The organism is Sphaerisporangium album (assembly GCF_003323745.1).
Lineage (GTDB): Bacteria > Actinomycetota > Actinomycetes > Streptosporangiales > Streptosporangiaceae > Sphaerisporangium > Sphaerisporangium album.
Genome location: NZ_QOIL01000002.1, coordinates 96,689 through 114,548, shown reverse-complemented (window position 1 = coordinate 114,548; position 17,860 = coordinate 96,689). Strand labels below are relative to the sequence as shown.

17 protein-coding genes and 1 pseudogene are annotated in these 17,860 nt (G+C 73.2%); 3 read left to right on the top strand and 15 right to left on the bottom strand.

What is annotated here, in order from left to right; all coding sequences use genetic code 11:
- Positions 1 to 159: 159 nt before the first annotated feature.
- On the bottom strand, positions 160 to 1,116 hold the full coding sequence (locus tag DQ384_RS03165; protein ID WP_114027481.1) for a LysR family transcriptional regulator: 957 nt from the start codon (positions 1,114 to 1,116) through the stop codon (positions 160 to 162).
- 376 nt (positions 1,117 to 1,492) lie between these two features.
- Here DQ384_RS03165 and DQ384_RS40225 point away from each other — a divergent pair, with 376 nt between their 5' ends.
- On the top strand, positions 1,493 to 1,864 hold the full coding sequence (locus DQ384_RS40225; RefSeq protein WP_147268611.1) for a hypothetical protein: 372 nt from the start codon (positions 1,493 to 1,495) through the stop codon (positions 1,862 to 1,864).
- Between the two features lie 53 nt (positions 1,865 to 1,917).
- Here DQ384_RS40225 and DQ384_RS03160 read toward each other — a convergent pair whose 3' ends face one another.
- Positions 1,918 to 3,060: an RNA-guided endonuclease InsQ/TnpB family protein gene (locus DQ384_RS03160; RefSeq protein WP_245966222.1), complete on the bottom strand. Its 1,143-nt coding sequence runs from the start codon at positions 3,058 to 3,060 to the stop codon at positions 1,918 to 1,920.
- Positions 3,061 to 3,121: 61 nt separating this feature from the next.
- On the opposite strand from DQ384_RS03160, the pseudogene tnpA reads away from it, so the two are divergent.
- A pseudogene (gene tnpA, locus DQ384_RS03155) lies at positions 3,122 to 3,569 on the top strand (IS200/IS605 family transposase).
- Between the two features lie 21 nt (positions 3,570 to 3,590).
- A complete protein-coding gene (locus DQ384_RS03150; RefSeq protein ID WP_114027150.1) occupies positions 3,591 to 3,833 on the top strand; it encodes a PPC domain-containing protein in 243 nt (80 codons plus the stop codon).
- A 78-nt stretch (positions 3,834 to 3,911) separates the two neighbouring features.
- Here DQ384_RS03150 and alc read toward each other — a convergent pair whose 3' ends face one another.
- The 13 genes from alc to DQ384_RS03085 all read right to left on the bottom strand — a co-directional run bounded on the left by alc (position 3,912) and on the right by DQ384_RS03085 (position 17,760).
- Positions 3,912 to 5,246, bottom strand: coding sequence for an allantoicase (alc, locus tag DQ384_RS03145; RefSeq protein ID WP_245966221.1), 1,335 nt, complete (start codon positions 5,244 to 5,246; stop codon positions 3,912 to 3,914).
- Positions 5,243 to 5,986: an aspartate/glutamate racemase family protein gene (locus DQ384_RS03140; protein ID WP_114027149.1), complete on the bottom strand. Its 744-nt coding sequence runs from the start codon at positions 5,984 to 5,986 to the stop codon at positions 5,243 to 5,245. The genes alc and DQ384_RS03140 overlap by 4 nt, the downstream gene beginning before the upstream one ends.
- Complete coding sequence (allB, locus tag DQ384_RS03135) at positions 5,983 to 7,374, bottom strand: allantoinase AllB (protein WP_114027148.1); 1,392 nt, start codon at positions 7,372 to 7,374, stop codon at positions 5,983 to 5,985. The genes DQ384_RS03140 and allB overlap by 4 nt, the downstream gene beginning before the upstream one ends.
- Positions 7,371 to 7,979, bottom strand: a complete 609-nt coding sequence (locus tag DQ384_RS03130) for an LOG family protein (RefSeq protein ID WP_114027147.1) — start codon at positions 7,977 to 7,979, stop codon at positions 7,371 to 7,373. Before DQ384_RS03130 ends, allB begins: the two co-directional genes overlap by 4 nt.
- Positions 7,954 to 8,913 (bottom strand): metallophosphoesterase family protein, encoded by a 960-nt coding sequence (locus DQ384_RS03125; protein WP_114027146.1) that lies wholly within the window; start codon positions 8,911 to 8,913, stop codon positions 7,954 to 7,956. Before DQ384_RS03125 ends, DQ384_RS03130 begins: the two co-directional genes overlap by 26 nt.
- Complete coding sequence (locus DQ384_RS40915) at positions 8,900 to 9,694, bottom strand: nucleotidyltransferase family protein (RefSeq protein ID WP_181870995.1); 795 nt, start codon at positions 9,692 to 9,694, stop codon at positions 8,900 to 8,902. Before DQ384_RS40915 ends, DQ384_RS03125 begins: the two co-directional genes overlap by 14 nt.
- Positions 9,691 to 11,805, bottom strand: coding sequence for a PfkB family carbohydrate kinase (locus tag DQ384_RS03115; RefSeq protein ID WP_114027145.1), 2,115 nt, complete (start codon positions 11,803 to 11,805; stop codon positions 9,691 to 9,693). The genes DQ384_RS40915 and DQ384_RS03115 overlap by 4 nt, the downstream gene beginning before the upstream one ends.
- A gap of 73 nt (positions 11,806 to 11,878) precedes the next feature.
- Entirely contained in the window at positions 11,879 to 13,558 is a 1,680-nt protein-coding gene (locus DQ384_RS03110) for an APC family permease (protein ID WP_114027144.1), read from the bottom strand.
- 32 nt (positions 13,559 to 13,590) lie between these two features.
- A complete protein-coding gene (locus DQ384_RS03105; RefSeq protein WP_114027143.1) occupies positions 13,591 to 14,526 on the bottom strand; it encodes a GntR family transcriptional regulator in 936 nt (311 codons plus the stop codon).
- Between the two features lie 365 nt (positions 14,527 to 14,891).
- Positions 14,892 to 15,821 (bottom strand): tRNA pseudouridine(55) synthase TruB, encoded by a 930-nt coding sequence (gene truB / locus DQ384_RS03100; RefSeq protein WP_114027142.1) that lies wholly within the window; start codon positions 15,819 to 15,821, stop codon positions 14,892 to 14,894.
- Between the two features lie 36 nt (positions 15,822 to 15,857).
- Positions 15,858 to 16,898 carry a DHH family phosphoesterase gene (locus DQ384_RS03095; RefSeq protein WP_114027141.1) on the bottom strand — a complete coding sequence of 347 codons (1,041 nt, stop codon included), beginning with the start codon at positions 16,896 to 16,898 and terminating at the stop codon, positions 15,858 to 15,860.
- Positions 16,895 to 17,392 (bottom strand): 30S ribosome-binding factor RbfA, encoded by a 498-nt coding sequence (gene rbfA / locus DQ384_RS03090; RefSeq protein ID WP_114027478.1) that lies wholly within the window; start codon positions 17,390 to 17,392, stop codon positions 16,895 to 16,897. The genes DQ384_RS03095 and rbfA overlap by 4 nt, the downstream gene beginning before the upstream one ends.
- 68 nt (positions 17,393 to 17,460) lie before the next feature.
- On the bottom strand, positions 17,461 to 17,760 hold the full coding sequence (locus DQ384_RS03085; RefSeq protein WP_114027140.1) for a DUF503 domain-containing protein: 300 nt from the start codon (positions 17,758 to 17,760) through the stop codon (positions 17,461 to 17,463).
- Positions 17,761 to 17,860 lie beyond the last annotated feature (100 nt).

The window sequence follows — 17,860 nt, the reverse complement described above, 5'->3', positions numbered from 1 at the left end:
ACCCCGTTCCTGTGCTGATCTTCGTACCCGTTCACCACGCCCGCCGTGCGAGATGGTTTTCTCCACACGGGGTCGAGAGTAGCCCACTCGGGCCGGCGGCTTGAGCCCGGAGCCGTACACCGCCGGTACTACAGGGCCTTCGCACACGCGCGGCGCGCCTCAGGTGAGCGGGTGCACCTCGGGGTGGCCGCGCCACCACCGGCTGAAGGCCGGGTTGCCGTCCACGTGGTCGCGGTAGGCGTCCGCCAGCCCCCGGTAGAGCGCGGAGGCGGTCTCGGCGCTCAGGCGGTCGCGCCGCCACGCCATGACCAGGCGGGCCACCTGCGGCTCCCCCGCGAGCGGACGGACCACCGTGCCCCGGGGCGCGGGCCAGGAGGGGTCCACCAGGCGCACGCCGTGGCCCTCGACCACCAGCGGGCGTGCGCCCCCGCTCGGGGCGTCGTACAGCACCCGGGGCTCGAACCCGGCGGCGCGGCAGGACGCCCGCAGCGCGGCGAGCGACCCGTCGTCGGCGCCGGGCGGGCTGATCCACGCCTCCTCCCGCAGGTCCGACAGCCTGATCTCCTCCTGGCCCGCCAGCCGGTGCGCGGCCGACAGGGCGACGAAGATGGGGTACCGGGGCACGAGCGTGCGGCTGACCACCGGGGCGACCAGCGTGACGTCGAACCCTTCGATCACGCCGAGCAGCGCAGCGTCCAGGCGCCCCCGCGACAGCGCCTCGGCCAGCAGCGCCGTGGACGGCTCGATGCGCAGGGAGAGCTCGCGCCCCGGCAGCGCCTCGGCGACCCGGCCCACGATGCTCGCGACGCACGCCACGTGGACCGACCCCAGGCGCAGCACCCCGTCGAAGCCGGTGGGCACGCGAAGGTCGCCGAGCAGGGCGTCCACCTCGGCGAGGACGATGCGGGCGCGGGCGACCACCTGTGCGCCGAGAGCGGTGGGCTCGACGCCGGAGCGGCTGCGGACGAACAGCGTCGCGCCGACGAGGGTTTCGAGGTGACGCAGACGGCTGGTGACGGCCGGCTGGGACAGCCCGAGCCGGGCGGCGGCCCGCGTCACGCTGCCCGTCTCGGCAAGGGCGCAGATCATGCGGAGGTGCCTGATCTCAAGGTCCACGACCACTGATTATGTGGTAGTTGATGACCTTTGAGGGGATCTTGCCGGGGTCGGCCGAACCTCCCTCACCACGTTCCCCGCCAGGGGGTCACCCGGTCCTCATCAGGGGCTTTCCGGTGCGCACCAGGGGCTTCCCCAGCCCTCACCAGTCACTTCCCCTGCTCTGACCGGGGCGCGGCGGGCCATAGCCGCAATCTATGGGTGGCTTTATGACCGTTCGCCGGAAGCGGCGGCCAGACTCCGGGCACCGCACCACTTCCGGTCCCCGGGACTGATCTCCCCGGAACCGCCCGGCCCGCGCCCACCCACCCAGGCGGCGCGGACCCACCCCCCGTCTCCGGCGCGCCCCCCGCGCCGCATCCCCCGGAGGTCGTACGTGACGATCACCCCTGCCCTGCGCGTGCCGATACGGCGGCTCGCCGTCCCGCTCGCGCTCGCCCTCGGCCTGCTCCTCCAGCCGGTGACCGCCTCATCGGCGTCGGCGGCCCGCAAGCCCCCGCCCGCGACCACTCAAACCGGCGTGGGCGCCGGGCACGTCCAGCGGGCTCCCCTGCCGGTCGCGGACCGCCCGCCGGTACCCGCCGCCAAGGACGCCCTGCGCCGCGACCCCGGACGGGCCACTGCCGCCGCGCCCGAGCACCCGAGGCCGTCCATGGCCCGCGCGAGCGCCGGAACAACTGCCGCAGGAGCGGACTGTCCGCCGGCGCCGGAAACTACGCCTACCTGTACGTCAGCTTCTCGGCCGTAAACGACCGAGCTTGCAACTCCTCGCCGTCGATGGCCTCGACGGTCTGGTCCGCGTCAGGCAGCGTGACTCACTGCCCAGCCCGCCGCACCGCGTGAGGCGATGTTGCGGGCTGCGTTGACGTCGGCGTGCTCAGCGAAGCCGCACGACGTACAGCAGAACGTTTCCCGGTCCGGCCGGTTCTTCTTGTCCACGTGCCCGCAGGCCGAGCACTGCTGGGAGGTATAGGCCGGATCCACATGGATCACCGCGACTCCCCGGCGGGCCGCCTTGTAGGCGATGAAGCCTCCCAGCTGGTGGAAGCTCCACGCGTGCAGCGTGACCCGCTGGGGCTTGCGAAGCCGTACCCTCTCGCGGATGCCCTGGAGGTCTTCCAGGGCGATGCCACGACAGGTGCGTTCTGCCTCGGTCACGATCTGCTTGGCGATCACGTGATTGACATTCGCGGCGAACCGGGCCTCCTTGCGGGCCCGGCGTTTGAGCAGCCGCTTGGCGGATTTGGTCTGCCTGGCCTGCAACCGGCGACGCAACCGGCGATGCCGGTGGCGGACCGCGTTCAGGCCCTTACCGCTGTGGCGAACCGCGTCGCTGGTGGTGGCGATGTCGGCGATGCCCAGGTCCACCCCCAGGAAGCCATCCGGGGCGGTGACCGGGACATCGGGCAGCACGCAGGTCGCGATCAGGTACCAGCAGCCGTCGCGGCAGACCAGGTCCGACTCACCACGCCGGTGAGCGGCCAGCATCGCCACCTGACCGGCCGAGCCGGTGAAGGCGATCTGGCGCAGCCGCCCGGCCACGGTCCAGATCGACACCGTACGCTCCTGCAGCTGCCAGGACAGGCACCGGTCATCGTAGGGCTGGGCCGCGCCGACGCGGAAGGTGATCGGTTTGCTCCCGGCTTTGACCCGCCGCGCCGACCCCGGCTTGCCCAGGTTCCCGGCGGCCAGGCCTGCGTGCAGGGTGCGGTAGGCGTCGGCAACCTTCTTGATCACATGCTGGGCGGCCTGTGCGGCCAGCCCGAACTCGGCCTTGATCCGATCGTAGGTGTGCTTGCGCAGATCGTAGTTACGGAAGCAGCGCTGGGTGAACGCGATCCGCGATACCAGATCAGCGGCCCGGTTGGCCGCATGCAGGGTCGCCTCCAGCGCCGCCGCCTGCTCGGGCGTCGGCAGGAGTTTCACCTGCACCACCAGCCTCACATCGAACACACTAACGTCTGGCCCATGTCACCTCGATCGGAACAGGGAACCGGACCCCGATATCCGCCGAGGCCGCAGTGTGGTCTGCAGTCTGCACGCCCATCTGGTCTTCACGCCCCCAGCACCGGCGCAAGGTGTTCACCGACGAGATCCTGCGCCGCTGCGAAGCCATCATGATCGAGATTTGCGACAGCTTCGAGGCCACGCTGGCCGAGTTCAACGGTGAACACGATCACGTCCACCTCCTGGTCCATCACCCGCCCAAGGTCGCGCTGTCCACCCTCGTCAACTCCCTTAAGGGCGTCTCGGCCCGGCTGCCACGCAAGGAGTACCCGGCCCACATCCGCAAATACCTGTGGGGTGGCCACTTCCGGTCACCCTCCTACTTCGTCGCCTCCTGTGGCCGAGCCCCCCTGACGATCATCAAGGAGTACATCGAGAACCAGAAGCGTCCGGGCCAACGTCCGGACAGAAACCCAAGTCAGGGAAGCGATTCCTCCCGGGCGTAAACGCCCGGGGTTCCTCGCTAGATGAGGCTGAACGTCCCCGCGGGCACCCGGACGCTGACGATCACCGCCTCGGGAGGCACCGGGAACGCCGACCTCTACTACAGCCCCACGACGTGGGCGACCACCACGTCCTCCACGCAGCGATCCACCGGCACGGGCAACGCCGAGACGCTGACCGTCGCGAACCCGCCGGCCGGGTACAACTACATCAGCCTCTACGGGAGCCAGGCCTTCGCCGGTGCCTCCGTGAAGGTTCAGTACTGATTCCCCCGCCTCACTGATTCCCCCGCCTCTCTGACCGACCGCCGGGCCGGGCGCACGATCGCCGGCCCGGCGGTGGGCTCAGGGAGCGCCCGCGATCCAGGCCCTCAGCACATCCCAGGCGCCGCCCTCGGGGAGGGACGCCGGGAAGTCCTCGGTGAGCGGCCTGGCCGCCACGGTGCGGGCGATGTCGGCCGACGACAGCCCGGCGTCCGCCAGGCAGGCCGCCGCCTGGCCGGCCGGGAGCGCGCCGAACCAGCGCAGGCCCGCCCGCAGCCGGGCGCGCGGCTCCACCGTCCCCACCAGCCGGACGCGCGAGATTCCGCCGTCGGGGAACGCGTCCAGGCGGACGGCCGTCACCGCCTCGCCCGGCTCGCGAAGCGTGAAGACGTGCCTGGTGTCCGGCCGGATCCGGGTGCGCGGCAGCAGCGGGACCCAGCCGGGGCCCGTGGCGGGCGGCGCGCCGTCCTGCCCGAGGCGGCCGGACGCGCCGTCCTGCCCCGGGTGGCCGGACGCGCCGTCCTGCCCCGGGTGGCCGGACGCGCCGTCCTGCCCCGGGTGGCCGTACAGTGCGACCTCGGCGCTGGCGTTGTACTTGAAGTGGCTGGTGTCGATCTCGATCCGGCGCACGCGGCCCGCGGCGGCCAGCCTGATCACGGCGAAGTCGTGGCCGTCGTCCCTGCGGCGGGCGGTCTCCCAGCCCTCCCCCATCGTGCGGGCCCGGTCGGGGCGGTTGAGCAGCTCGGCGGAGGTGTAGAAGCCGCCGCTGCTGTCCACGACCCGGCCGCCCTCCTCCTGGGACGCCAGGTCGACCGTGACACCGTCCCAGTGCCGGGGGTCGGGGACCGGTTCGCCGTGGATCCGCAGCCGGGCCACTCCCCCGTCCGGGTCGATGGACAGCCGGACGTGGGTGAACCGGTGCGGATCGGACACCGCGAACAGGTTGTGGCCGTCCCCCTTCAGCGGGCTCGTGGGCACGATCTCGGCCCACGCGGCGGCGGCCAGCTCGTCCGGTCCGGGGTATCCCTCCAGGCCGCACGCCTCGACCCGGCAGTACGGCGGGTAGTTGCCGGTGAAGAAGCTGGTGTCGACGTCCACGCCGGTGATCACGCCCGGGACGCCCAGCCGGACGATCGCCCAGTCGTGGCCGGGATCCCCGCGCCGCCGCCGGGTCTCCCATCCGTCGACGATCTCCCCGCGGTGGTCGTAGCGGCCGGGCGTGAAGTCGGCGGCCTCCGGGACCAGCAGGTTCTCCTTGAAGCCGAAGGACTCGTCGCTGGCGGCGACCACCCCGCCGCCGAGCCATCGGGACGCCAGATCGACGCCGGGCGGCCCCGCCGCCCCTGGACGACCCGTCGCGTTCATCATGCCTCCCGTCGTGCCAGCGCTCGTGCCGCCGGTCGTGGCGTCGCTCATCGGACCTCCGCCCCGAGGTGCCGGGAGAGCGGCCAGCCGGTGATCTCCTTGGGGTCGGGGGGCGCGTAGGTGCAGACCTTGCTGGTGCTCAGGCCGAGCCCCACCAGGGCCTCCGCCAGCCGCACGGCCGCCGCCACGCCGTCCACCACCGGCACGCCCAGCCGCGCGGTGATGGCCTCGTCCAGCCCGGCCATGCCGCCGCAGCCCAGGCAGATCACCTCGGCGCGGTCCTCGCGCACCGCCCGCGCGGCCTCCGCGACGATCGCCTCCATCGCGGCGGCCGGGTCGCGGTCGACGTCCAGCGTGGACAGCCCGCAGGACCGGACCGAGGCGCAGCGGTCGGCGAGCCCGGCCAGCCGCAGCCGGTCCTCGATGGCGGCGACCGAGCGCGGGAGCGTCGTGACCACCGAGTAGCTGCGGCCGATCAACTGGGCGACGTGTGCCGAGCACTCGGCGATGTCCAGCACGGGGACGTCGACGATCTCCTGGACGCCCTCGCGCCCGTGCTCGCCGAACCCGGCCATCACCACCGCGTCGTAAGGCTCGCCGAACGTCAGGACGCGGTCCATCACCGCGACCGCGGACAGGTGGCTCTCCATCGCGCAGTCGATCGCCTCGGGGCCGTACAGGGGCTGGACGGCGAGGATCTCGGTGCCGGGCGAGGCGGCGCGGCGGGCCGTCTCGCCGATGGCGCGCGTCATGGATTCGGAGGTGTTGGGGTTGACGACCAGGATCCTCATCGGATGCCCTCCAGGTGGTTCGCCGGGGCCGCCAGCAGGCGTCCGGCGGGGCGAGCGGGGTCGACGCGGCGCCCGCGCAGCCAGGTGCGGCGGACCCGCCCGTACAGGCGGCGGCCCGCGTACGGGGTGACGGGATGACGGTGGTGCAGGTCCCCGGCGCGTACGACGAAGCCCTCGTCGGGGGCGAAGGCGCACAGGTCGGCGTCCCGGCCGGGGGCGATCGCGCCCTTGGCGGGCAGGCCGGCGAGGCGGGCCGGGGCCTCGCTCATCCACCGCACGACCTCGGGCAGGGCGACCCCGCGGAGCCGGGCCTCGGTCCACACGACCGGCAGCGAGAGCTGGAGGGACGCGATGCCGCCCCAGGCGGCGCCGAAGTCACCGGGGTGCTTGAGCTCGGGCGCGCAGGGCGAGTGGTCGGAGACCACCAGGTCGAGGACACCGCCCGACAGCGCGGACCACAGCGGCTCCCGGTTGACGGCGGCCCGGATCGGCGGGCAGCAGGCGTACTCGGTGGCGCCCTCGGGGACCTCCTCGGCGGTGAGCGCCAGGTAGTGCGGGCAGGTCTCGGCGGTGAGGCGGACGCCCGCGCGCCGCGCCGCGCCGATCGCGGGCAGCACGCGGGCGCTGGACACGTGCACGATGTGGGCCCGCGCGCCGGTCAGCCGCGCGGCCTCTATGACGGTGGCGACGGCCTCCTCCTCGACTTGGTCCGGCCGGGAGGCGAGGAAGCCCGCGTAGCCCGGCCCCCGCGCCGGCGGGCGGCCCGCGAGCGCGGCGGCGCTCTCGGCGTGCACGAGCAGGACGCCGTCGAAGGCGCGCACCTCGCGCATGGCCGCCACGAGCTGGTCCGGCCTCAGCGGGGGGAAGTCCGGGGCGCCCGAGTCGGCCAGGAAGCACTTGAAACCCAGCACCCCGGCGCGCCGCAGCGCCGCCAGCCCGCCCAGGTTGCCGGGGATCGCCCCGCCCCAGAAGCCGACGTCCACGAGGCAGCGCCCGGAGGCGGCGGCGCGCTTGGCCTCCAGCGCCTCGGCCCGCACGGTGGCCGGGACGCTGTCCAGCGGCATGTCGACGAGCGTGGTGATCCCGCCCGCGGCGGCGGCCCGCGTGGCGGTGGCGAACCCCTCCCAGTCGGCGTGCCCCGGCTCGTTGACGTGCACGTGGGAGTCCACCAGGCCGGGCAGCAGCACCACGTCGGGGCCCAGCTCGACCACCTCGTCCGTCTCCGGCGCGGGCGCGTCGTACGGCAGGACCGCGGTGATCACGCCGTCGCGCACGCACACCGCCGCCGCCACCTCACCGCCGCCCACGACCGCACGGGCGGCGCGGATCACCAGGTCCACCTGGCCTCCGGCCACCACGTCCGCCTGGCCTTCGGGAGACCCGGTCATCCGCGCGGCCCCGGGGCCGGGGCGGGCGCGGCGGCCAAGACCTGGTCGAGCAGCGTGACGGCCTCGGCGACGTCCTCGGCGACGGGGGCCAGCCGCAGGTCGGCGGGCCCGATCACCAGGTCGGCGGCGAACGCCTCGCGCAGGCGGCGCCACCGCGGGCCGAGCAGCACCAGCCGGGCGGCGCCGGGCTCGGTCTGCGCGGCGGACCAGACCATCGCCGCCTCGCCGAGCGTGCCCACCCCGCCGGGCAGGGCCACGACGGCGTCGGCGGCCAGCAGGTGGCGCAGCCGCCCGGCGTAGTCCTCCGCCCAGCGCAGCTCCGTGCACCACGGGCTGGGGGCGAGCGCGGCCCACGTCCGCATCGGCAGCCCGATCACGACGGCGCCCGCCTCGCGCGCCCCCTGGGCGGCGGCGCCCATCAACCCGCCGTACCCGCCGGTCATCACGTCCCAGCCGCGGCCGCCGAGCGCCGCGCCGAGGGCGAGCGCCTGGTGCCACGCCGGGTCCGGCTCCTCCAGCCGCGCCGACCCGATGACGGCGACGAGCCTGCCGCGCCGCGCCGCGCCCCCCGGGCCGGGGTCAGCCGGCGACGAGCTGGTACCCACGGACGCCCTTCCTGGTGGACAGGGTGATCAGGGCGCCGCGCAGCACGCCCTCGGAGTACTCGCTGCCCGGGTTGATCGAGCGGGAGCGGCCGATGACGGCCTCGCCGCGCGACTCGTGGATGTGACCGTGCAGGCCGAGCAGGGGCTGGTAGGTCGCCATCGCGTCGCGCACGGCCTGGGACCCCACCCCGGTGATCACCGGGCTGCCGGACTTCAGCACCGGGCGGAACTCCGCGTCCAGGGCCATGGCCTGGTCGATCGGGGTGTCCTTGGGCGGGACGTGCAGGTTGAAGATCGCCTTGGACATGTCGGGCACCTTGGCCGCCTCGCGGTCGATGCGCTCGGCCAGCCGGTCCTCCGGCAGCTCGCGGGGCGAGTCCCACGGGGTCGGGTTGGAGTAGCCCACCGAGATCATCGTGAAGCCGCCGGGCAGCTCCACCAGCCGCCCGTCCGGGTTGACCAGCATGTCGGAGGAGCCGAGCACGTCGTCCACGAACAGCGGGTCGTCGTTGCCGGGCGCCAGCAGGCACATGATGCCCGTGCCGGCCAGACGTTCCTCGGCGAGCGACATCCAGGCCGCCAGGGTGCCGTGCATGTGCTTGCGAAAGGTCTCCTCCACCAGCTCGGGACGCTCGCGGAACTCGGCGATCTCGTCCGGGGTGGTGTCGTAGGCGTAGAAGCCGGCGTCGGCGATGGTCTTGCGCAGCGCGGGCAGCTCGGCCTCCCCGACCTCGCGGTCCCGGCCGAACAGGTGGGACCGGTAGCGCCCGCCGGGGGCCTGGACGATCGGCACGAGCATCTTCCCGGTGATGTCCCCGCCCATGATCAGCACGTCGGCGCCGTAGAACTTGCCGGCGTTGACGAACTTGCGGAAGCAGCGGTCCGATCCGTGGATGTCGGTGGCGAAGAAGATCTTGACGTCATGCCCGCGCATCGATGGGCCCTCCGATCTCGTCGGGGAGGTCGTACCAGGGGATCCGCCGGCCCACCGTGCCGCGGGCGCGCCACTTCAGGGACTTCGGGGCGGTTTCGAGCACCTCGCCGATCCGGCGCGCGCGGCCGGCGACGATCTCGGCCTCGGCGGGCGCGAGCAGCTCGGCGGCCAGGCCGGGCAGCCGGGCGAGGTTGTCGGTGAACGTGGTGTACCAGCCCCAGTCGGCGCTGGTGATCCTCACGAGCCGGTCGGTGCTGACGTGGTCGCGGGCCTCCCCGGGCGCGTCCACCGCCTCGACGTCGTGGGTGAGCAGGATGGTGAGGGCGTCGGTCAGGTCCTTGCGGTTGACCTCCACCACCTGGAGCTTGGTGAGCAGCAGGTCGGCGGGGGCCAGCGTCTCGGGGTGCAGGCCCAGCCGGTCGGACAGGTCCATGCTGTGGCACATCTGGAACCCTCCGACGAAGACGTCCAGCTTGCGGCCGTTCGGCTCGTCGGCGAACAGCATCCGCCGGTCGCCGCGCATGTTGTTGAACCGGACGTTCGCCGCGTACCCGAGGGCGGCCATGGCGGCGCGGAACGCCTTGCCCTGCTTGGGGAGGATGACCACATCGATGTCGCCGTACTCGCGGCGCAGCGCGTCCGGCACGTCGCGGTGGCGGTGCCGGGCGATGGCGAGGCCGCCGATCAGCCGCACGGTCAGCCCGAGATCGGCGAACGCGGTGGTGAGGCGGGCGGCCTCGGCTTCGATGTCGGCCAGGGGCACCGGCGGGGATGCGGTCACGCGGGTTCTCCGATCACGACGCGGTGGATCGTGTCGTAGTGCTCGGTCCTGGCGGCCTCGCTGGGGAAGTTGTAGCTCTTCTTGCCCAGCACCTCGGCGAGGTGGAAACCGATCAGGCTCAGCGGCAGCGCGGCGAGCAGCGGTGAGAACTCCTCGGGCAGCCCGGCGGCCAGCGGCAGGTGCACCGCGGGCAGCCGGGGGACGGCGTCGCTGACGACGATCGGGTGGGCCCCGATGAAGCCGATCTCGTCGAGGATCTCCGCCGCCCGGTCGGCGCCCGCTCCCGAGGGGGCCACCAGCACGACCGGAGTGCCCTGGCCGGTCACGAAGTACTCCTCGTGGGCCCACTCCTCGAGGTTGGTGCTCACCCCGACGAGCTGCGGGCCCTCGAACAGCTTCGCCGCGCCGAACTTCGCCGACGACTCGTTGGGGCCGGCGCCGAGGAAGGTGATCCACTCGTGCTCCGCGAGCACCCGCGCGGCCTTGTCCGCCGGGCCCGCGTTCTCCCGTAGCGTCCGCTCGGCCAGGCCGGGCGCGGTGCGCAGGGCGGCACGCGCCTCGGTCGTGTCGCGCCGCCGGACACCGGCCCAGCGCAGCGCCAGGTCGTCCAGGGTCGCCACCATGCCGAGGTAGGTGCTGGTGCCCGGCGAGAAGCCGAGGGTCGGCACGCTGATGGGCAGCACCAGGTCGCAGGCCTCGGCCAGCGCGCCGCTCTCGTTGTTGGTGAGCGCGACGGCCAGGTGACCGAACCGGCGCGCCTGGATCGCCGCCTCCGTGGTGCGGCCCACCTTGCCGGAGAACGACACGCACACGACCGCGCTGCGCTCGGGCAGGTATCTCACCTGGTACCGGGCGAAGTCGAGGGCGTGGACGGCGCGCGCGTGCACGCCGGTGTGCCGCTGGAAGGCCAGCGCGGTGGCCAGCCCGGCGAAGTGGGAGTCCCCGCATCCGACCAGGAAGACGTGCTCGATCCCCCAGTCGCCGAGGGCCCGGGCGACGCGCGCGACGTGCCCGCCCGGGTCGTCCAGGTGCTGGGCGATCACCTCCGGGATCATGGCGATCTCGCGGCGCATCACGTCGATGTCGTACGGCGCCTCCTCCGACGTCACGGGGTTAACGGCGGCCGGGAGCCCGGGCGCCGCGTCTCCCGCGGGCTCGGACGCGGCGTCCATGCCCGTGACCGCCGCCTCCCCGCCCTCCGCGGCGTAGCGGCGGCGGGCGTCCTCGGGGGTGAGGCCGGCCAGGGCGAGCGAGCCGTAGTCCTCGACCGCCCACGCGGCGGTGGCGACGCCCCGGCGCGCCGCCTCGGGCAGGGAGAGCCCGGAGGCGAGGGCCGCGGCCAGGGCCCCGCAGAAGGTGTCGCCGGCGCCCGTGGTGTCGGCCACCCGCGCCGGGCGGGCGGGGATCGCCTCGGGCGCGGGCATGCCGTCCGCGCCGACCAGCGCGCCGTCCCCGCCCAGCTTCACCACGACGGCCGGCACGCCGCGTTCCCGCAGCAGCGCGACGGCCCGGACGGGGTCGTCGAACCCGGCGAGCGCGGCCAGTTCCTCCCGGCTGGGGACGAACACGTCGCACCGCGCGGCCAGCTCCATGACGGCGTCCCTGTCCGCCCAGTCCTCGTGGGTGTCCAGCGTGATCAGCGCGCCGGGGGCGTGCGCCCGGACGTGCTCGACCAGCGCGGCCGCCGCCGGCAGGGGCATGGCCGCGACGTGCACCACCGGGCCGTCCCGCAGCCACTCCTCGGGGAGGTCCCCGGGACGCACCGCGACCTGCGCCGAGCGCTCGCGCGGCGTCCGGTAGATCCAGTGGCGCCGCCCGTCGTCCTCGTAGACCACCCAGTTGCGGACGGTCGGCCCCTCGACGGCGCGGACCGCGGAGGTGTCCACGCCCCGCCCGCCGAGCGTCTCCAGGATGCCGGGCGGCAGGTCGTCGCCGCGCCGGGTGACGACGGCAGTCACCGGGTTCCACAGCCGGGCGGCCAGCGCCGCGTACACGACGTTGCCGCCGGGGCTGGCCATGCGCACCGTGCCGTCGGGGCGCACGACGTCGTCGATGGTGAGGTTGCCGATGACGAGCACGCGGCGCGCGCCCTCGGTACCGGTCGGAGGCATTCGGACAACTCCTTGCTGGGGATCTCTGGTGGGCCTGGGCCGACTCACCCGGGCTGTGCCGGTCACGTGCCGATCACTCGGGAGGGATCTCGCGGTAGACCAGGCTGAGGTCGACGCCGCGGCTGCGGTTGACGAGGCGGGCGGCGACGTACCAGATCACGCCGCTGACCACCACGCCGGCCATGAACCACAGCGAGATCTGCCGGGTCACGGCGAATGCCGAGTTGATGGTGTCGTCCGCGATGAAGGTGATCATGAGGGCGCCGAGCGCCAGCACGCCGCCCGCGCCGGCCAGCGTGACCGCCGGGACGCCGAGCACGCGCCGGCCGCCCGCCGACTCCCACACGTCCCGCAGCCGGTACGGAAACACCGCGCCCGCCAGCGAGACCACGATGAACGCCAGGATCTGCGCCAGCAGGGCGCCGAGCAGGCTCGCGTCCGACCAGTTGACCAGCGCCACGAGCGCGATCTCGCCGGTGATCACGCACAGGACGATGGCCTTCACCGGCGTGTGGAACCGCTCGCTGACGTCACCGAGCTTCTGCGGCACCGTGCGGTCCAGGGCCCAGGCGAGCATGTACCGGGTGGACTGCATGGTCGACAGCGGGGTGCCCATCACGGCCCAGATGACGAACCCGATGCCGATGATCAGCAACAGGAACACATTGTGCGTGAGCAGCGCGGCCAGGAAGTTGAAGCCGGGCGGCAGGCCCGCGGGCAGCCCCAGGGTGTCGGGGGCGGCGCTCGCGAGGTAGCCGAGGCTACCGAGCCATTCCGGCGTCACGTGGGAGGTCAGCACGATCGTGAGCAGCGCGAGCACCAGGCCGTTGATCAGCACCCCGCCGACCATGGCGCGGTACTGCGTCTTGGACGCCCGCTTGATCTCGCCGCCGATCTGCGCCGACCCCTGCGCGTAGCCGACCACGAAGAACACCCACGGCAGCATGAGCAGGGTGTCGACGAGGCTGAACGCGGCGCCGTTACCGGTGTACCCGGCCTTCTCGGCGGCGGGGATGATCTGGTCGAAGGTCAGGCCGTGGTTGCGCGCGGCGAAGTCGTCCCACCCGGCGGAGATGTGCCCGCCGCTGAAGAGCAGCAGCGCGAACGACACCAGCAGGCTGATCCCGGCGACCGCGAACAGGACCTTCTGCCAGCGCCAGTACCGCTGGCCGCCGAGAGCGATCAGCACGCCGAACCCGACGGTGATGACCGTGCCGAGCCCGAGCACCCACCACTGGGTCGTGATGCCGAGCAGGTCGTGCTTGGCCAGCAGGCCGTTGCTCATGTCCAGCCAGACGGACTGGCCGGTGACGGAGGACAGCGTGGCGAGCGCGGCCGGGACCGCGAAGGTGAGCGCGAAGTAGGCGTTGAAGCCGATCCAGAAGAAGATCATCCACAGTCCCTGGCTCCAGGAGAGCAGGAACCCGGCGATCGGGTGCAGGGTGCGGCTGACGAACACGTAGTCCCCGCCCGAGCGGGGCATGGCGGCGGAGAACTCGGCGTACACCCGCAGCAGGGTGAACGCCATCAGAAGGGTGCCGATGACCACGGCGAGCAGCATGTTGCCGCCGGAGAACGCCGTCTGGGCCTGGAGGAAGAGGAAGACGCCGCCGACCGCGACGTTCATGCCGAAGGTGTTCATCACGAAGGCGTCGAAGAACGACACCTCGCGGATCAGTCCGGTGGCGTTCCGGACGAAGACGCCGGCCTGCCTGTCGGAGGAGGACGCCGGGATTTGACTCGGTATGGCCACGGCAATGGCCCCTCTCTATGGAGCGGGTGGAGCTATGGTGCCGACGCGCCGGGCGGCCGCGCGGCCGCCCGCCCGTCGTGAGATGCCGTCGGGGGTGTCGGGGAGAGCGGTGTCGTCGGAGGCGGGATCGGAGAGGGTGGCGTCTGAGCGGGAATGGTGGGGTGGACCGCGAAGGACGGAGGCGGGCCGGACGGCAGGCCCACGCCCTGCTGGGGGTGGCTCTCGATCTCGAACCTGAACCGGTCGGCCTGGTAGAGGACCTGTGAGAACTCCACCGGGGTGCCGTGCTGGTCGCGGGTCACGGAGTCCACGCGCAGCAGGGCCTCCCCGACGGGGACCTGGAGGTGGGAGGCGTGCTCGGGCAGCGCCCGGACCACCTCGATGACGTTGCGGGCGGAGGTCATCACCGTGCCGTAGCGCCGGTGCAGGAGCTCGTACAGCGAGCCGCCCAGGTCGGCCTCGGCCAGGCCGGGGAACAGCGCGACCGGTAACGAGGCCGACAGCAGCACCACGGGCTCACCGGCGAGGTACGCGACGCGCCGCAGACTGAAGACCTCGGCGCCGGGCGCGAGGCCGAGGCTCTGCGCCACGTGCTCGGCGGCCGGGACGGTCTCGGCGGCCAGCACGCGCATCGAGGCCGGCAGGCCGGTGGCGTTCAGCGTCGCGGTGAAGCTCGACAGCAACTGGATGTCGGTGCCGACCTTCATCTCGCGGACGTAGGTGCCCCGGCCGCGCGTCCTGGTCAGGTAGCCGTCCTTGGCGAGGGCGAGGATGGCCTGCCGCACGGGGGCGAGGCTGACGCCGAGGCGGGCCGCGTACTCCTTCTCCTGGAGCAGCTTCTGGCCGGGGGCGAGGCGCCCGGACACGATCATGTCGAGCAGCAGGCGGTAGATCTGCTCGTGGTAGGGGACGGGGGACGCCCGGTCGATCTCGACCGGGAGCTCGGGGGGTGTGTCGGACGGCCTCATGCGACGAACGTAAAGATTATAAGTTTCTAAGTTATTACCCGAATGTTGCGTTTCGGACGCGAGATGGTCAAACGCGCGGTCTTGACCTGGGATGACGCGACCCCTGATGGACCGCAAACGTTTACCGCCGTGACGAGGGCACGGCGAGGCCCGCCGTCGGCGGGAGCGCGGACGACGTCAGGGGACGAAGACGGCGCGGAAGACGTCGGCGTCGGACCGGACGGCGTAAGTGGACGCGTACAGCCCCAGCGACGTCAGGGAACGCGTATGGCCTGGGTGAGGTCAGGGAACGCGGGCAGTCCGGGCGGGTCGGGGAACGCGGGGAGCCCAGGCGAGGTCAGGCGGCACGGCCGGCGCGGGTGAGGTCAGGGGACGAAGACGGCGAGGGGTTTCACCGTTCTGCCGTGCTCCTCGACCAGGGCGAGCAGGGCGCCGTCGGGGCCGAAGACGCCGATCGGGCCGCCCCCGAGGCCCGCCGAGGGAAGCCGCCCGCCGTGGCCGATCATACGGGCCTGCTCCTCCGAGACGTCCATGCGCGGGAAGGCCGCCGCCACCGCCTCGGCCATCGGCAGGATCGCGCAGTCCTGCGCGAGCTGGTCGATGGTCCTGGCCACCGACAGGTCGTACGGCCCCACGCGCGTGCGGCGAAGGCTCGTCAGGTGGCCGCCGACGCCCAGCGCCTCCCCCAGGTCGCGGGCCAGCGAGCGGATGTAGGTGCCGCTCGAGCAGCTCACCGACGCGTCCACCTCCACGGCGTCCCCCTCGCGCCGCACGGCGGTGACCTCGAACGCGTGGACGGTCACCGGCCGGGCCGCCAGCGCGACCTCCTCGCCCGCCCTGGCCCGCTTGTAGGCGCGCTCGCCGTTCACCTTGATGGCGCTGACCTGCGGCGGGACCTGGAGGATCGGCCCGGTGAGCGCGGCGACGCCCGCGTGGACCGCCTCGTCGGCCACGCCGGCGGCGGAGGTCTCGGCGAGCACCTCGCCCTCGGCGTCGTCGGTGTTCGTCGTGACCCCGAGGCGGATCGTCGCGTCGTACCCCTTCTCGGTCAGCGCGAGGTGGCCGAGAAGGCGGGTGGCCTTCTCGACGCCGACCACGAGCACGCCGGTCGCCATCGGGTCCAGGGTGCCCGCGTGCCCGACCCGGCGCGTGCCGGCCAGGCGCCGCATCTTGCCGACGACGTCGTGGGACGTCCAGCCGGCGGGCTTGTCCACGATGATCAGACCGCTGGGCGGCGCGGTACGCCTGGCCCGCGCCGTGCCCTCGCCCGCTCCGGTGCCGCCCGTCGTGCTCATCCCAGACCTGTCCTTACCGAGAAACCGGCGCGTGCCTCAGACCGAGGGGCGCAGAAGGGAACGGAACCTCGCGACGGTCTCCTCCGGGGAGTCGTGCGAGGTGAAACCCGCCGCCCGGACGTGGCCGCCGCCGCCCATGGCCGTGCAGGCCCTGCCGACGTCGACCCGCCCCTTGGAGCGGGTGGACACCTGCCAGGCGCCGTCGTCGTCCTCCTTGAGCACCACGGCCACGTCGGGCTCGTCGGTGCGGCGGATCACGTCGATGATGCCCTCGCACTCCTCGTACGGCAGGCAGTACGCGGCGCGGTCGGCGCGGTCGACGTACGTCCACACCAGGCCGAGCCCGCCCGCCGCGCCCTGGTCGAGGGTGACCCGGCCGAGGGCCGCGCCGAGCACCTTGAGGTAGGCGAACGGGGAACGGTCCCACAGCTCGCGCGCGATCTCGTCGGTGCGCAGGCCGGCCGCCACCAGGCGGGCCGCCATGCGGTGCGCCGCGGGAGTGGTGCAGGAGTGCCGGAAGGACCCGGTGTCGGTGACCAGTCCCGTGTACAGGCAGGTGGCGATGTCGCGGTCCACCGGGCAGCCGAGCCGGTCGAGCAGCTCCTCCACGAGCATGGACGTGGACGCCGCCGCGGGGTCGACGAGCGGGACGCTGCCGAAGCCCGTGTTGGACGGGTGGTGGTCGATCACGATCAGCTCGCGGGCCTTGCCGGCGTTGGGGGCGAGCAGGCCGAGACGGTCGAGGCTGGGGACGTCGAAGCTGATCATCAGCTCGGGCTCGGCCGGGTAGTCGCCGGGCTCCACCAGCAGGTCCTGTCCGGGGAGGTAACGCAGCAGCCGTGGCACCGAGAACCGCCGCTCGCCGAACGACGCGGCCACCCGCTTGCCGGCGGCGCGCAGGGCCAGCCCCATGCCCAGCATGGAGCCGAGCGCGTCTCCGTCGGGGGAGACGTGGCAGACCAGCGCGATCTCGCCGGCCCCCCGGACGAGCTCGGCCGCCCGCCGCCAGTCGCCCTCGTGGACGACGTGCGCGGGCCCTGTGCGGGACGGGGTGTGGGAGGAGGTGCCGGTGGTCACAGCGCGGAACGCCTCGCCCTGTCCGCGGACGGCTCGGCCGTGCCGCCGAAGTCGTCGTCGGCCTCCTCGTCCTCCTCGCCGGGCTTGCGGTAGGGGTCCGCCTCGCCGGCGTGGACCGCTCCCTCGGCCTTCTTGGCGATCTCCTCGTCGCGGGCGCGGGCCTCGGCGAGGAGCTCGTCCAGGTGGCGCGCGCTGTCGGGGAGCGGGTCGTGGCTGAAGGTCAGCGTCGGGGTGTGCCGGACGCCGGTCTGGCGGCCGACCTCCGAGCGGATGATCCCCTTGGCGCTTTCCAGGGCGGCGGCGGTGTCCGCCCGTTCGGCCTCCGAGCCGAACACGGTGTAGTAGACCGTCGCGTCACGGAGGTCGGGGGTGATGCGGGTGTCGGTCACGGTGACGAAGCCGAGGCGGGGATCCTTGATCCGCCGCTCCAGCATCTCGGCCACGACCTGCTGAATGCGGTCCGCAAGTTTACGGGCGCGTGCTGCGTCCACGATCGCGCTCCCCCTCTTTGCTCGCTTTACTCGCTTAACGGCCCGCGGGAAGCATGACTTCCCGCGGGCCTCTAATCTTCGTCCTCGTTGAAGAGCCGTTGTCTCGCGGACAGCACCTCGATCTCCGGGTGGAACGCGACCAGCCGCTCGCACGCCTCCATGACCTCGCCGCAGTTGGCGGCGGTGGCGGAGACGACGGCGACGCCGATCTCGCTGCGGCGGTGCAGGTCGAGGTGGCCGGTCTCGGCGACCGCGACCGCGGGGAACCGCCGGCGCACCTCGGCGATCAGCGGGCGCACCACGGAGCGCTTCTGCTTCAGCGAATGAACGTCGCCCAGCAGGATGTCCAGAGTCAGAGCACCTATGTACATGGCCAGGCGCCGCTTGTCCCGGGTGAGGGCACGGCGGGGCGTCCGCGGAGGCCCGCGAGGGGAACCCCGCGGACGCCCGCCGCCGTACTACCTCGACACC